The sequence below is a fragment of the Mesorhizobium metallidurans STM 2683 genome, assembly GCF_000350085.1.
Lineage (GTDB): Bacteria > Pseudomonadota > Alphaproteobacteria > Rhizobiales > Rhizobiaceae > Mesorhizobium > Mesorhizobium metallidurans.
This window is the reverse complement of the sequence record NZ_CAUM01000004.1, coordinates 1-14,533: the sequence shown is the minus strand read 5'-3', so window position 1 is coordinate 14,533 and position 14,533 is coordinate 1. Positions and strand designations below refer to the sequence as shown.

General features: G+C 57.2%; 13 protein-coding genes and 1 pseudogene. 3 read left to right on the top strand and 11 right to left on the bottom strand.

The window, feature by feature from the left end; genetic code table 11:
• Positions 1-166 precede the first annotated feature (166 nt).
• Positions 167-1,660 carry an alkaline phosphatase family protein gene (locus MESS2_RS00640; protein ID WP_008872081.1) on the top strand — a complete coding sequence of 498 codons (1,494 nt, stop codon included), beginning with the start codon at positions 167-169 and terminating at the stop codon, positions 1,658-1,660.
• A gap of 176 nt (positions 1,661-1,836) precedes the next feature.
• Complete coding sequence (locus MESS2_RS33170; RefSeq protein WP_008872080.1) at positions 1,837-2,199, top strand: hypothetical protein; 363 nt, start codon at positions 1,837-1,839, stop codon at positions 2,197-2,199.
• 141 nt (positions 2,200-2,340) lie between these two features.
• On the opposite strand, the gene MESS2_RS30125 is transcribed toward MESS2_RS33170, so the two are convergent.
• From MESS2_RS30125 to MESS2_RS33915, 11 genes and pseudogenes are all read right to left on the bottom strand, one after another.
• On the bottom strand, positions 2,341-3,162 hold the full coding sequence (locus MESS2_RS30125; RefSeq protein ID WP_157357562.1) for a class I SAM-dependent methyltransferase: 822 nt from the start codon (positions 3,160-3,162) through the stop codon (positions 2,341-2,343).
• A 130-nt stretch (positions 3,163-3,292) separates the two neighbouring features.
• A complete protein-coding gene (locus MESS2_RS00630; protein ID WP_157357560.1) occupies positions 3,293-4,825 on the bottom strand; it encodes a hypothetical protein in 1,533 nt (510 codons plus the stop codon).
• A 107-nt stretch (positions 4,826-4,932) separates the two neighbouring features.
• Positions 4,933-5,958, bottom strand: coding sequence for a succinylglutamate desuccinylase/aspartoacylase family protein (locus MESS2_RS00625; protein ID WP_008872077.1), 1,026 nt, complete (start codon positions 5,956-5,958; stop codon positions 4,933-4,935).
• 84 nt (positions 5,959-6,042) lie between these two features.
• Positions 6,043-6,888, bottom strand: coding sequence for a class I SAM-dependent methyltransferase (locus MESS2_RS30120; protein WP_008872076.1), 846 nt, complete (start codon positions 6,886-6,888; stop codon positions 6,043-6,045).
• Between the two features lie 67 nt (positions 6,889-6,955).
• Positions 6,956-7,489: a GNAT family N-acetyltransferase gene (locus tag MESS2_RS00615; protein ID WP_008872075.1), complete on the bottom strand. Its 534-nt coding sequence runs from the start codon at positions 7,487-7,489 to the stop codon at positions 6,956-6,958.
• 20 nt (positions 7,490-7,509) lie between these two features.
• Positions 7,510-8,676: an aminotransferase-like domain-containing protein gene (locus MESS2_RS00610; protein WP_008872074.1), complete on the bottom strand. Its 1,167-nt coding sequence runs from the start codon at positions 8,674-8,676 to the stop codon at positions 7,510-7,512.
• A gap of 36 nt (positions 8,677-8,712) precedes the next feature.
• Positions 8,713-9,351 carry a CDP-alcohol phosphatidyltransferase family protein gene (locus MESS2_RS00605; protein ID WP_008872073.1) on the bottom strand — a complete coding sequence of 213 codons (639 nt, stop codon included), beginning with the start codon at positions 9,349-9,351 and terminating at the stop codon, positions 8,713-8,715.
• The gene (locus tag MESS2_RS00600; protein ID WP_008872072.1) at positions 9,348-10,169 is read right to left on the bottom strand and encodes a phosphocholine cytidylyltransferase family protein; all 822 of its coding nucleotides are present in this window, start codon (positions 10,167-10,169) and stop codon (positions 9,348-9,350) included. The genes MESS2_RS00605 and MESS2_RS00600 overlap by 4 nt, the downstream gene beginning before the upstream one ends.
• Positions 10,170-10,192: 23 nt before the next feature.
• Complete coding sequence (locus tag MESS2_RS00595; RefSeq protein WP_008872071.1) at positions 10,193-11,401, bottom strand: pyridoxal phosphate-dependent aminotransferase; 1,209 nt, start codon at positions 11,399-11,401, stop codon at positions 10,193-10,195.
• Between the two features lie 16 nt (positions 11,402-11,417).
• Positions 11,418-12,380, bottom strand: a complete 963-nt coding sequence (gene aepX / locus MESS2_RS00590; protein ID WP_008872070.1) for a phosphoenolpyruvate mutase — start codon at positions 12,378-12,380, stop codon at positions 11,418-11,420.
• A 641-nt stretch (positions 12,381-13,021) separates the two neighbouring features.
• Positions 13,022-13,477: pseudogene (locus MESS2_RS33915) on the bottom strand (aldehyde dehydrogenase family protein); the annotation flags it as partial.
• A gap of 477 nt (positions 13,478-13,954) precedes the next feature.
• Between MESS2_RS33915 and MESS2_RS00580 the strand changes: the two are divergent.
• Complete coding sequence (locus MESS2_RS00580; protein WP_008872066.1) at positions 13,955-14,464, top strand: hypothetical protein; 510 nt, start codon at positions 13,955-13,957, stop codon at positions 14,462-14,464.
• The last annotated feature ends 69 nt before the right edge of the window (positions 14,465-14,533 follow it).

Here is a 14,533-nt window from a genome sequence, read left to right as displayed (position 1 = left end):
AGATATCAGTTGCCCAAACTGCTCTTCCAGACACCGCGAAATTCTTCGTAAGGCTGGCGGTCAAACACTAAACTTGGATCTTTCGACTTGAGCGACAACTGTATCGAAGACAATGTCCGTGGCGTGTCGCAGGCCATTCGTAAGCTTATGTTAAGGATAACAGCCCATGAGCACGTGCGATTCGCTGACTAAGGGGCTCATCGTCAGCTTCGATGGCCTTCGCCCTGACCTTATTTCTCCGGAATTGACGCCGAACCTCTGCCGCCTGCAGTCGCTCGGCGTGACGCTGTCAAATCATCGAACGGTCTATCCTAGCGAAACTCGTTCGGCCTTCCCGAGTTTTGTGACTGGCGCGACAACCGGTCGGCACGGCATGGTCGGCAACAAATATGTCGACCGCTCGGTCTCGCCATCGCGTTATATCGATACGGCAGACGCCGTGCTCCTGCGTAGGCTCGACCTGGAAAGCGGTGGCCGCTTGATGTCGGCGCCGACACTTGGCGAAATCCTCGCTTCGGCCGGACGCAGTCTTGCCGTGCTGGCGACCAACACGCCGGGCACAACGCGCTTCTTTCATCACAAGGCGGAGGATTTCGGGCACGTCCGCCTCTCGGGCCATTTTCGCGAAGCCTGCACACCGGATGAAGTGCTGGCGGAAGCCGAAGCCCGCGTCGGTGCCCTGCCACCGGAGCCGCCGAAGGTTGAACCTGATACGGCGGGGCAGGACTGGATCACCTCCGCGTTCCTCGAGGTGGTCTGGCCGAAATATCGGCCGGATGTCACGATCCTCTCCTACGGCGAGCCGGACGTCACCTCGCATTTTCATGGCACGGGCGCCTTGCCGACCCGCGGCATCATCGCCCATTGCGACCGGCAGTTTGGTCGCTTGCTCGATTGGTGGGAAGTAGAGGGCCACGCCGCGGGCGTGCAGATCGTTGCCATCTCAGATCACGGTCATATTACCGGCCACACCCGCGTCTTCGTGGCTGACAACCTGCGGGACGCCGGCTTCCGGCCAGGCACTACGCCTGCACCCGATGTTGATGTCGTGGTGGTCCCCGGACAAGTCGGCGCGCTTTATCTCGCCGATCGGAGTGAGAAGCAGATCGCCCGGCTCGTGGCGGCGATCACGCGCGCGCCATGGTGCGGGCCGGTCTTTACACGCGCAAAGAACGAGACCGAGGGCGTCGCCCCGGGAAGTCTCGGCAACCATCTCGTGTTCGCCGATCATGTCCGCGCGCCGGATGTCTCCTTTTGCTTCCGCGCGGACGACCGTGTCGATCCTTTCGGCCTTGACGGTGGCACTTTTTACGACAACAACCGCCGTACGGGCCTCGGCGTCCATGGCGGTCTGCACCCGAAAGAACTTGCTGCCCTCGGTATCATTGCCGGCTCGGCCGTTTCCGCCCAGGGTTCCGTGTCCGCGATCCCCTCCGGTATTTGCGACTTTGCTCCGACCATTCTGCACCTTCTCGGGATTGCGCAGCCGGAAACTATGACTGGGCGCATCCTGCACGAAGTTCTGAAAACTGGAAACAAGGGCGTCATCGATGTTTGCAGCGAAGCTTTCGATGCGAGGCTCGGCAGTTTCAAGCAGGTTTTGCACCGTGTTCACGTTGGAGCCGTAACCTATGTCCGGGGCGGAACGGCGGAGGGATAGTGCGGTAATCTTGAACCGAGGGCGGAAGGCAACCAGCGACTGGGGTTAGCTACAATAATCGTCGTACGTGCTCGACCAGATGTGCTCGTGGACCGCACTGGTAAGAACCTCCTTCGGAGCACCTCAGGCGTGCAACTCCGAAGCGAAAACGGAGATAGTCGAATAGGAAGGTTCGAGTGTTGAATGCCTGGTTCCAGAAGCTGTCCGACATCTCGTGGCTGGCAAGAACAGAGGCGATGTTGAAGGACGGGCTCGCCGATGCCGGCCATGAGCTGGGCTTCGATTGCTACGCCTACCTGCACTTCCAGCCAGTGCGGACCTACGCGGTATCGAACTATCCGCCTGAGCGGCAGGACCGTTATCTGGTACGATGTATCCAGGTATGGCGGAGGTCCAGTGACGCCATCGAAGATTTCGATGATGATCATCTTGCCCTTGATGACAGGCCGCGTGCATCGTCATACCATTCGTCGTGCGATCGGTCGTCTTCGCAACAAAGAGCTTGTGCGCGTGACGCGAAAGGCGATCTATGTGCGTGAACCGCAAATATCGTATCGAGTTGGCCGAGAGATCGTGTAACCGATGCTACGCAACAGAACCAAATCTTTGGCTCAATCATGAGCTGAAATATGCGCTGCCGTTTTGGCGACGACAGCATAAGTCGATATACTGATGGACCATTATTTGCGGCGCGCGGTAATGACTTCGGCCTCATACGGCATACGAACCATCCCGTTGGAGTTGCGGTGCAGTTCGAATGCATTGAGAAGTTCAGAAAGGACCTCCGCTTCGCCCTTGATATGAATTGCTTTCTGGATAATAGTGAAAGACAGCGCCCGGTTTTTGAATGTCTCCCAATCGATCGGTTCGCTAAAGATGAAACTAACGCGGCCGACGTTTTCAAAAGCGGGGAGTTCGGTCAGCTCGCCCATAATGTTCAGGTCGAAGTACCCACCCTCAGGCCTTGAGCTTCGCCGTCGCTGATAACTTGGCAGGGCCCGTTCAATCACTGAAAGAAAATTGTCCACAAATGGACTTGTTTTGTCATCGGGTTCATAGTGAACGAATGCTAGCAACCCGTCCCGCGTAAGCATTCGCTCGGCCTCTTTATAAAATAAAGGTCTGTCGAAACGGTGAACGGCGCTTGCCGCTGCTATCAGACGCGCGGACGAGTCCTCCGCTGGCAATTGCTCAGCGACGCCGTCCAAATATACAATCGGTGCGCCAATTGGGGTCTGGAGCTGAGCATGCTGTCGCATATCTTCGTTGGGTTCGAGCGCTAAAATCGTGAACCTGGGACCAAAAACCTTCGCAAGACTTTTGGTAAAGAGCCCTGTTCCGGCTCCCACCTCGACTATGCGTCCGCCCTCGGCGCTGGAAAGCATAGCTCGAAGCTGTTGGGCTATGCGGGGCGGATATTCCGGTCGGAATCGATAATAATGTCCCAGGCCATCAAAGTCGTCCCAGGGACTGTTTTGTTGAGCTGAGCCTACCCTGTTCATTTGTTCGTCCCTTTTGCGAACCATGCCTTAGAAATGCGACCGGCATTGGTTCTCCTATGGTGCAGCGTGCAGCAACGTTTCGGGTTTGTACGAAAGTGATCGCATCCTAGTATTTGGTCGGCCCCCGCCACTAGCATCCAAGACGGACGCCGTTCCATGAGCCTTTTCCGAATTGGCTGCACAAGTCTGAACCGATGTGTTCCTCCATCGCTGCGCCAGTTGTAACCACTCCTTGGACCGCCCCCTCCGATAGAGCACCACTGAATTCGAAAAATAGCTGGAGGGGGCCGCAGGAAATCTGGGAATGGAGTGTTATCGCGTTCCCAATTACAGCCCCAGCAACAGTCCCGCTCCCGAAGCGGCCGTGATGAACGCCTGCAACAAGCCCGTCGCATTGTTGCTTGAGCTTAAGCTCATGGAATGACCGCCGGTGCAAATAATCGACAACCAAGCGCCACTCTCCCGTCGCGTCCCATCGCGGTGCGGTATTCTCTGGTATCGATTGTGATGCATTCAATTCCGCGTCGAACGCTTCAGCTAGCGCATAGCCGACAGTTTCAGCCTCGGCAGGAGACTGGATGCTAAGAGGATCAATAATTATGGAACTGCCGGCCACCCAGAAATCCTGCAATTTTACACGGTGGCGCTCGAGAATCGATTTACAGAGTGCGGCGCCAGAGACGATGGACTCGCTGGGCCAAGACAGGCGAAGGCGAGGTGCGATCTGGCCAAAGCTTTGATTGGCGGGAAGTACCTCTCTGACGATCGAAAATTTGCTCAAAGGTTTAGCAATTGTATCGAGGAGGGAGAGCCAATAATCTTCGTCAACCCTCGTCCTGCCGGACAGCCAGTCTTCCAGCGCCGTCACAGCACCAACGATCTCCTCCTTCCCGACTTTCATCCCGCGGCCGATGCTGTAGTGCGGCGGTCCATTTAGCCAAGCCGCCTGGCATAAGTCTTTACGCCCGATCAGGAAGCCACTCGATTGTGGGCCTCGAAGGCATTTTCCGCCGGAATAGATAACCAAATCGGCGCCGCGTGCGATCCATGGATCGAGAGATTTCGGCGCACAACTCGCTGCATCGACTACGATCGGAATCCCGCTCGCTTGTTCTTTGAGATTTTCAAGCTGAACGAAGCCCTCATTCTCAGCGCGGGCTAACAGACAAATCATGACGGGTTCGCGGGAAAGTGCGTCGTTGAGCTCACGTTGATTAGATACCTCAATCAACTTTGCGCCGACCTGCCGCATTACCATGTCATATGCGAATCGATGCGTTTTAAACACGATAATGCCATTTGGGAGATCGGTCGTGTCGGGTAGCCTCAGCATGATTTCGGGATCACCACCTGCGATGCACGCTGCGGCCGCAAGCGCGAGTGCTGCCGTACTCCCCGCAGTAACGACACCCCATTGTGCATTGGCAAGCCTTCCGATCTGCGCTCCCACTGCCTCTGCGAGCTCGTCGAGATCGACAAATGCACGCGCGGCGGCCGACATTGCATCCAACACGTTTTGCGTAGGATTGCTGCCGCCAAAACTAGTTCGTGTAGCGGTACAGTTGATAATTGGACGCACTCCGAGGTTCTGATAAACCGCATCCGTGGTGCTTCCCGGGAATTTATCGATACTCGGACTTGATAGAGGATCGGACGAAGGCACCGGCAATCTCCAAGAGTTTTGGTCTGATAGATCTCTGACCAGCGATCGCACAGAACCGGGCATTGTTTATTTGCGGGCGGACCAGCGCTAAACGGAATGGTCAATTGCTAATCATCAGATGCCTCCGCCAGGCCGGGCACGCCGAGAGCGAACAAACAATCTCCGATCCTCGCTCGAGCGGGAGCTCGTTTTGCTAAAATTACCCCTCCTGTCGGGAAGAACATCGTCTCGGGAGCTCGCCAGGGTATTTCGGGAAAGTGGATCTGCCCCGCCAAATCCCCTTCGTTGACGGCGTCCCCGAGCTTCACGTACGCTTCGAAGACGCCACTGTCGGTCGCGAAGATCAATTCTCGCGCCGGTTGCCGAAGATAAAACCTTGTCGAGGGTGCGGGTTCTGTATGGTCGTTCGGAGCTAAAACGCCAACGTGACGCAACAGCCGAGGGAGCCCTCGTTCAGCTGCTCGAAATGCGTCGACAGAGAAGGCCGCTGCGCCGCCCAATTCCGTCGACATATGCCCAACGCCCCGCCGACGACACGAGCCGAGAAGAAGTTGATCGTCATTCGCCAAACCTTCAATGAGGATGCTGTTCGGCATGCCGAACGCGTTGAGGAATCCGAGTGCCTCTTTCCTGAGGGATAGTTCCGACGGCGCTACCAGGTGGGCAGATGGGATGTATTCCAAAGAATAGCCACCCGAGTGGAAATCGAAGCAATAACGAACGAGCGGAAGCAAGACGCTGTCTATATAGTGCGCGATCATTTGGGTAGGTGTGCCATCTGCATCGCCCGGGAAGAGGCGGTTCAGGTTTCCGCCATCAATAGGAGAGACTCTCTGGCCCGCTGCCACGGCGGGAGAGTTGACGCCCGGTAGAATAATAAGGCGTCCTGTAACTTGGTCAGCAGAAAGGCCGCGTAAAAGTTTCATGAGCAAAATTTGGCCTTCATATTCGTCGCCGTGATTACCGGCCATCAGCAGGACGCTGGGACCATAGCCGTTCTTGACAACGGTAACGGGGACCGGGATCCAGCCATAGGCAGAGTCGGTCGTCGAATGGGGAACCTGTAGGTAACCATGCGAGATACCGTCAGCGTCGAAGTTGATGTTTGTACTAACCCGGCTCTTTTCGTTCATTGGGACCTCCTGAGGCACCACGACGCTCTATCCTGCTACCAGCGTTGGCAGGGTGCTTGCCAAAGGCAACGCCTTCGGGGTTTACTAGGTACGAAGGGGCAAACGCTTCGCCATCGTCACTTCCGTCACGTACGGGACGTCAACGTGCCCTTCCGTGCCCGAAAAGAGATCGAGGAGATCGTCCAAGGCCTTCATCACCACGCTCTCACCGTTGCCGGCCAATGCTCGTCTTGTGTGACTTGTGGAAAGGCTCAGCGTCTTGAATTCAGCCTTCGACAAGCTCCTGTTCCAATCCCATGATGATTGGCGAACGCCACGAAACTGATCGTGCTTCGCGAGATCATTTACAAAGGTCTCCGCGGCAAACCCGCCGAATCGATCCGGGAACGTGCCTCTGCGATAGCCAGGGACAAACCGCTCGTGGAACTGTTCGTAAGCGTCGAGGAATGGGCTGTCCCACCAGCGCCGCTTGTTTTGGACAATGGCGACGGCGCCGTCTGAGCGGAGGACTCTCGCAGCCTCACTATAAAACTTCGGCAGATCGAACCAATGGGCTGCCGACGCGGCAGTCACTAGAATCGCCGAGTTTGCATCGACCGGCAATGCTTCGGATGAACCTGGTATATATGTGATATTTGAGGGTGTTTCTGATGCGAGCATCGCTTGAGCGCGCATATCATCATTCGGCTCGATCCCTAAGATCCTATCGGCTTTGTCGAAGGCGTCAGCGATGCGCCGGGTGAAGATGCCGGTGCCGCAGCCAACATCAACGGCGAGCCTTGTTTCGGCTGAAGGAGGGAGTTCCTCCAAAATCCACTCAGGGCATGCACTAGGATAATCCGGTCTCGTGGCTTGATAGTGGCCAGCCGCACCCGTGTAGATCGACCAGTTCGGGGCTGCCGCAGTCGGTTTCAATGAAAGTTGGTTCATCGATCAATTTCCTATAATTCTTGTCTTCACCAGCGGTTTGACGGACCAGGCTCGCCGCCGTGTTAAATCATGTGCTTCGGGCTTGGCGGCTGTACTTGCCGCTGAAGCTGATTGGCTCGATGTGTCGAACAAGCAGGGAATGGAGACCGGCATCGGGTATGTCGAAGACATCGCCAAACGGTTGAAAGCCATGCCTACGGTAGAATCGTCCGGCGGTTGTTCTGCCGTAACACCAAACGATTGAACCGTTCCGCCTGCTGACTTCCAAGACTCCCTCTTCGAGCAGAATTCCACCGATCCCGTGGCTTTGCATACCGGGCTCGGTCGCCATGCCCCGAAGCCGCCAATTGGGGCCGGAGTGGCTGAAGGCATCAGGCGACGGTTCAATCAGGAAAGAGACGACCGAAGCCAGGTGGTGCTCTATGAATGCACCCATATGGAAGAAGTCGGACGAGGGAGAGAAAGGAAAGCGCCATGCGTTGTTTCCCGGGCGGAGTACGCGACGCCTTAAAGCTTCGCCATCGTCGAAAGTGATCAGTCTAGCGTCTATCGTCAGGCCTGCCGGACTATGCTTGGCATATGCTGCCGGTTCTGTGATCATTTGTTTCTTCCTTCATTCGTTCACGACGCCGGCGAGCATGAGGAAAGTGCCTGGCGAATTCTCGAAATCGCGTCTTCCAGCACAGGCCGGCTTTCGGGATTGCCGATGCCAATCCTTATTGCTTCAGGGGGGATCCAATCATTTCGGGCGTAGGATATGCTCGTAGCCACCTGAACGCCGCGTTCAAGGGCTGCCGCCGCGATGTCTCCACCGGACGCATCCTTCAGCGGGATCCAAACATGAAGACAACCCGGATCACTGGCAAGCGAATAGCCTCGTAGACCCTTTGCGACCATCTGCTGACGAATACTGAGTTCAGCCTTCACGGCAGCTAAGATCTCCAGGTCTTTGCCAGTCGAGATCAGTTCAGCCATGAGAGCTGCGCTCATTGGAGACGCCATCCAGTACGTTGCCCTGACGCCCGGCCAAAATGCCCGTTCAGCCTCCGCCTTGGTCGGCGCCATGACGAAGGCCAGCTTTAGCCCCGCGGAAAGGCTCTTTGCCGTGCCAAGCAAGTACCAAGAGAGTTCCGGCACGAAAGCAGAGATGGGCGGCAGTGGGGATGACGCTAATAGGCTATACACATCATCTTCAATGAGCTGGACGTTGTATTGACGAGCAATGTTGGCAATCTCTTTCCGCCGATCCATCGGAATGGTGACGGTTGTCGGATTTTGAAAAGTAGAGAGCAAATAGAGTGCGGCAGGTCTCTTGTGCCGACAAATCTGCTCGAATGAATCTGGATCGAGACCGTTCTCATCGGTTCCGACGTCTACGACCGGAATTCCGTAGCGGGCTGCAAATGACCGGATTGGTGGGTAGGTCATCTGCTCGACCGCGAGAAGTCGGCCATTGCCAACGATCGCTGGAAGAAGCATGTGAACCGCTGCCTGAGTGCTGTGGGTCACAACAATTCGTTCAGGGCTCGGAGATGCACCCAGGCGCCGCCCTACGAACGCTGCGCCTTGCCGCCTGTCTTCTTCGGTACCCATCCAGCGATGGGTGGCCATCAGTTCTGCTGGCGGCGTCTTTCTAAGCAAGTCGCCCACTGCTTGGGAGACGAGCGGGTTGAAGACACCAGGAACCGGCGGCGGATGATTGAGAGCGAGGCGGATCACTCCGTCAGACGAAACTGCTCGATCAGGAGCCTTTTCCGGGCCAAAGTCTGCAAACGGGATTTTGTCCATGATGGGTTACTCCAAAAACCGCGCATCGGGTCAGCTTCAGGGGCTGTCGGTGAGTGGGGAGAGGGGAGCGGTAAGAAAAGCCAATGCGATTGAAGTGATCACCGCAAATCCAGTCGCGATCGGTATGGCTGCCCCGCGAATGGCTGGCACTTTGATTGTGGTCGTCACGTGGGCAGCTGCGAGCACGATGAAAGCGACTGCTGCGACTGTCGGAAACGCCTCGCCAGAAAAGAGAGGTCGCGAAAGCAGCAGAACTGCCAACAGCGGAGTGTCGTAAGAGACTGGGATACCCGTGAAGCGGGCGTCTGCCGTCAATCCAACGTTCTCGAAATAGCTTAACCTAATGGCACCCGCCAGAATCAGAGTGAGACTGGCGATAAGAGACAGCATGGAGCCCTTGCCAAGGAGGATTACGACCGCCGCGGGGAACACCACGCCATGAATGAAGTCCGCGAACCCGTCGAAGCTCTTTCCGAAGTCCGCCACGCCCGGGCGGCGAACGTGGCTCGTCTTGCGCGCAACGTGCCCGTCCCAATGGTCCAGAAACCAGGTCCAAAGCATGGCTGCGACACCGAGCTCGATCCTTCCGTTGAGGGCGAGGTACAGCCCCACGACCGCGAACAAGTATGCGAGCGCAGTGATGGCATTCGCGTAATCACGAAGGTAGGCGATCATCTCCTTGCTCCTGCCGCGAGTGAGACTGAAGATGCACCGGGTGATGCAAGTGCCGGCGGCAACCCGAAAATCTCCTCCGCTAATCGGAGATCGGCCTCACTATCGATCTCGAACCAGCGGGTATCGCTGCAGTCAGCCGCCGAAAGCTGCAGCTCGCGGCTTTCCACCAGAAGCGACAGAATTTGTTCAACATAGGCGATGTGGTACCCGCTCTCGACGGCGCGATGGAGAGCCGGCACTAGCCGATCGTGCAGTGCCGCCGCAGAGAAACGGGTCAGGTTGATCGTCTTGAAGAGACTCCTTGCCTGCGCCTGGGCCGGCGTCTGGTTCATCACGAACGTGGAGACAGAGTGATCTTCGGCCAATTCGACCGCCGACCCGCTCATTGCTTCGGTGAAGGCGGCGACAGCCGCCACATTCTTTTTCGTCGCCGAGACAGTCCGAAGCGTCCGTTCCAGCACCTCGCGCTCAAAGAACACGTCGCCTTCGAGGAAGACAGTGTCGCCGGCAAGCATTGTGTTCCGCGCCAGCCAGAGCGAATAGGCGCTACTGGTCCGGTCAAATATCGGATTGTGGACATACTCGATTTCCACCTCCTCGAACCGCCGGCCGCACGACTGCTCGATCGATTCCTTGCGGTAGCCTACGACAATGGTCGCTTCGCAAATCCCGAGCTCGGAGAGCTGATGCAGCGCGTTGTGCAGTATAGGGGTGCCGTTTACCTCCACCAGAGGCTTCGGAACGGAATCCGTATACGGGCGCAGTCTCGATCCCGTGCCTGCGGCGAGGATGACGGCAGTCCGAGTACGGTTGCTCATATCAAATGTCCTTCTGATGAGGCTCAGGCAGCCACTTGTCTGGTCTTGAGGCTGTTCAACGTTTCGACGACCTTCTGCAGTCCCTGCTCCAGCTGGCCTGGGGGCGCCCCGAATGACAGTCGCAGACCATTCGGATCACCGAATGTGCCACCGGCGACGGAGCCCACGCCGGTTTCATCGAGAAGCAACTGGGCAACGTCGTCTGTGGTCCGCACGGGCCCCCCCTGCGGCAGCGAAGCGATCAACGTGCTCAAGTCGAGATAGAAGAAAAACGAACCCTCGGCGCGCGGTGCATCGACATCGCGCAGGCCGGACAGAATGTGCAGCCCCACGGTACGAGCATCAGTCAATCGCCGGTGCAGCTCCCGTTCGAAACGGCCATCACCAACCTGTAGGTGATGCAGAATGGCGTGTTGCGCAATCACGTTGGGGTTAGAGGTCGTGTGACTCTGCAGTTTCTTGGCCGCGGAAACGATCTCCGGCGGCGCCGCAAAATAGCCCATGCGCCATCCAGTGATCGCCAGCTCCTTGGAGAAGGCATTTACCAGGATTGTCCGCGACCGAACCCCGGGATGGGCCATGACGACGGACTCATGGCGTCCACCCGTGAAGACAAAGCTGGAATAGCATTCGTCGGAAACGATCCAGAGCTGATAATTGATAGCGATATCGCCAATGGCCTGAAGCGTTGTTCGATCGTAGACAGCGCCTGTGGGATTATTAGGCGAGTTGATGATGATGGCTTTCGTGCGTGGTGTGACGGCGGCACGGATTGCGCCAATGTCAGGAACATAGGTTGGCGGCCGGACTTCGACGAATACGGGCTTTGCGCCGGCAAGAAGAACTTGGGACGGGAATGTCGGCCAGCACGGGCGAAAGATGATGACCTCGTCGCCTGGGTCGAGCACAGCCAGAGCAGCATCGAGCAATCCTTGTTTTGCGCCCGCGGTGATGACGATATCGTCGATGTTCCAGCCAACGCCTGTTTCGATCGTCAGTTTTTTCGCGACGGCTTCCCGGAGCGGTGCCAGACCGATTGAATCCGTATAGCGGTTCGTGCCGGCATTGATTGCGGCGATCGCTCCATTGCGAACTGACGTGGGCGGCTCGATGATCACCTCGCCGGCCGCCAGATCGATGATCTGACGGCCGGCCGCGGCAGCAACCTTGGCTGCCTCGCGGGCGGCGGCAGTGCCCGGACCTGAAAGCAAGGACATCCGCTGCGCAAGCATGTGCGCCTCTCCTGAGCTAATTGTCGAATTTTTGAGCTTGGTCCGAGTCGCTCGGACGTCGCTCTGCTGTCCGCTTCGGCAGATACTGTTCTTCCGCCTGAGCCAGTTCGTGATAGCCGATCAGGCTGAACAGCTCGTCGAGGCCGGCAACCTGGTCCTCTATCCCGGCGATGCTTTCTTCCGACGAGATGCGGCCGCAGATGTCACGCATGCCAGCGATCGCCGCCCGCATCGAATGGTTGGCCCAGATGACCGTCGAAATGCCGGCATCACGAAAAACCGAAGCCGGCGTTTTGTAGTATTTGGTGGGAACGATGACGATCGGCAGCTTGTTGTTCCATTCCTGGGCGAAGGTCAGGATCTCGTCTGCGACGGCCTTGCCGGAGTGTATGAGGATCGCGTCGGGGCCGGCTTCTGAATAAGCCTCGGCCCGGACCAGCGCCTCATCGAGACCGTGACCGGCGATCAGCGCCTCGATCCGCGCGACGACGACGAAATCCGGTCCCGTCGTGTCTTTCACTGCTTTGAGCCGGCCGCAGAATTCGTCGATGTCAGCAAGCGGATGCCGATCCCCGACAAAGGAGTTCAACTTCGGAAAGCCCTTGTCTTCAAGGCACATGCCGCTGGCCCCGCGTTGCTCAAGCTTCCGCGCGACCAAGCGAGCATTGTTGAAATTTCCGAAGCCGCTGTCACCGTCGACAAGAACAGGGATGTTCGTCGCATCGACCATGCGCTCGACGACGTCGACGACTTGGGTCCAACTCGCTTCGTTGGCGTCGCGATAGCCAAGCGCCGAGGCGATGGAAAGACCAGAGGCCCAGAGCCCGCGAAAGCCGGCACGCTCGGCAATCGCTGCCGAAAGCCCATCATGCGCTTCCATCAAAAATGTCAGTTCCTTCGAGAGAAGGAGCTCGCGAAGGGTCGTCGATGACACCGTCACCGGCAAGACTTCCGCCCCGAACGAAATCGCCTTGCTCATTGTATGACCTCCTCCATAAACTCATGGCCAATGAACTCGGTGAAACGGGACGATTACTCATCGTCGCCCTCACCTCGCTGTAGAAAAGTCCTTTGGCCTACATATGTGCGATGGTCGTGAGATCCGCTGGAAGCGGCTCTGTGCCGGAGCGCACGGTACGGCTCAAGCAGCAAGAGCCATGCCAGCTAAAAAGCCGTTATTATTGCATTAGGTTGCGTTGCGCGGCTGGTTCCGTTTGTTAGCGGCGCTACGATTCTGTCGGGAACAAGCTATTTCAGGACCGCGATTAGTGTGCTTGCAAGCCGCCCGCGTGCTGACATCGGGCTTGCAGCACGGGGATCTCACGTGGTGAAGCCGCTGGGCAAGAGGGCGATCTATGGGCGGCAAGCCTTGTACATGCCTTTGCCCGAAAGCCGGAAGCCTCTGCCAATTTGCGCGTGGCCATAGGCCAAAGAGCACAGTGGATTTGGTGAGCCGGCGCGAGCATGCATGCGGCGGTCACGATTTAGAGCTTCCGCCACCGCGGACTGGGCCGACCGCTGACCAGAAATACACGCTGGCAATTTTTCGGAATAAGGCGCGCTGCCCTCAAGCTGGAGAAAATACTGCATCCCGCTTTGCCGAGCACTCCAGTCTATGAATCAGATCCCACCCATGCAGGTATTTCATCTCGAGGTAATCCTCGAGCCCGTGGCGGGAACCCTCCCGACCTATGCCGGATTGCTTCATCCCACCGAAGGGGGCTGCTTCGGAGGACATGCGGTCGGTGTTGATGCCCACCATTCCGTATTCCAGGACCTCGGCCACGCGCCGGACGGTTCAGATTGGAGGCATCAAGGCCGTAGATAGTGTCGTAGGCTTCGCGCACGACCTGCTCCGCATCGTCGAAGCGAATGGTCGGTGCCAATGGCCCAAATGTCTCCTCTCGCGACTGCCATTTGCTGGAAAAGTCGGTGAGGACGGTCGTTGGAAGAACGTACCTTGCTCGCCGACGCGATTGCCCCCCATCGAATCGTACCGCCTTTTGCGACGGCATCGGCGATGTGAGATTCGATCTTGGCCGGTGCACGCCTGTCGATCAGCGGTCCGATAGCTGCTGCTGTTACCGACCTGAAGCTGGGGAACCTGGCCGGCCTCCGCGCTCTCCAAGGCGGGGAGATGGCAAGGCACAAGCAGGAAGCGACGTTGCCAGATCCGGACATTTTAACTTAGCTGCTACAGTCTAAAGTCGCATAACATTGCAGTGCGGAACTCAATGGCGACCTGTGCCGGGGTCGCTTCATCACAACGTCTGACCCTTTCACGACTCTTTCTTTCACGGTCGCCCAACGGCAGACCGCGACTCTAGGCAGGTCTTGGCGCTACGCTCGGGGAATAGCAGCTTTGCGCCGCATTCCGGCCCTTTATCCAGGTTGCACGAGTTCTTAAAAGCGGACAGTCGGGTCAGTAGCCGAGACGTCAGCATTGGGTGCGGACGAGCGGACGCGGCTGCACCAACATCGCTCAGATGATAGCCTTCTTGCAATGGCTGAGCTCAGACCACAAAGTCGGTACGTATTATCTAGAGGTCTCTAATGAGTGCTCGCCTATCGACAGCCATCCGGATCGGCGAAGCCGCAAAGGCCATTTTACGAAAGACTCAGAGCTTTCCAACCAAGGGTTTCGGAGATCATGAAGACCTGAGCGAACGCAAACATATCGGTGTTGAGCCGATGCTCCTGGCACTTTCGATGGAGTTGGCACTCAAAGCGTGGTTCGTTTTCGACCACGACGATCCAAAAGCTACCAAATCGCACGACCTGATGAAGCTGTTTGACGACCTAAAGCCCGAAAGCCAGAAGAAACTTGACGCGGAGTTCAAGAGATCAGTGGCTCCCTACCATCCAAACGGTCTCTACATCGACTACAGCATCCGTCAGATTCTGTATCAGCACAAAGATGCCTTCATCGACTGGCGCTATCTCCATGAGGCCAATAAATCGATGATGTTCGATCAGGGTGCTTTTGAGGCAACGCTTGAAATGGTGCTCCGGGAGTTCGAGAAGAGATATCGCATTGAGCAAGTTATGCCGGTGTCGATTTGAGCGGACCTCGCAACGCGATCGCCGCAATCGCCGTCATGGATACGAAAACGCGGGTCGATCTCGCCCGAG

Excerpts from the sequence above, each read along its gene's own strand:
- MESS2_RS00640 (WP_008872081.1), top strand. The coding sequence starts at position 167 with ATGAGCACGTGCGATTCGCTGACTAAGGGGCTCATCGTCAGCTTCGAT.
- MESS2_RS30125 (WP_157357562.1), bottom strand. The coding sequence starts at position 3,162 with ATGAACAGGGTAGGCTCAGCTCAACAAAACAGTCCCTGGGACGACTTT.
- MESS2_RS00625 (WP_008872077.1), bottom strand. The coding sequence starts at position 5,958 with ATGAACGAAAAGAGCCGGGTTAGTACAAACATCAACTTCGACGCTGAC.
- MESS2_RS30120 (WP_008872076.1), bottom strand. The coding sequence starts at position 6,888 with ATGAACCAACTTTCATTGAAACCGACTGCGGCAGCCCCGAACTGGTCG.
- MESS2_RS00615 (WP_008872075.1), bottom strand. The coding sequence starts at position 7,489 with ATGATCACAGAACCGGCAGCATATGCCAAGCATAGTCCGGCAGGCCTG.
- MESS2_RS00610 (WP_008872074.1), bottom strand. The coding sequence starts at position 8,676 with ATGGACAAAATCCCGTTTGCAGACTTTGGCCCGGAAAAGGCTCCTGAT.
- MESS2_RS00605 (WP_008872073.1), bottom strand. The coding sequence starts at position 9,351 with ATGATCGCCTACCTTCGTGATTACGCGAATGCCATCACTGCGCTCGCA.
- MESS2_RS00600 (WP_008872072.1), bottom strand. The coding sequence starts at position 10,169 with ATGAGCAACCGTACTCGGACTGCCGTCATCCTCGCCGCAGGCACGGGA.
- MESS2_RS00595 (WP_008872071.1), bottom strand. The coding sequence starts at position 11,401 with ATGCTTGCGCAGCGGATGTCCTTGCTTTCAGGTCCGGGCACTGCCGCC.
- aepX (WP_008872070.1), bottom strand. The coding sequence starts at position 12,380 with ATGAGCAAGGCGATTTCGTTCGGGGCGGAAGTCTTGCCGGTGACGGTG.
- MESS2_RS00580 (WP_008872066.1), top strand. The coding sequence starts at position 13,955 with ATGAGTGCTCGCCTATCGACAGCCATCCGGATCGGCGAAGCCGCAAAG.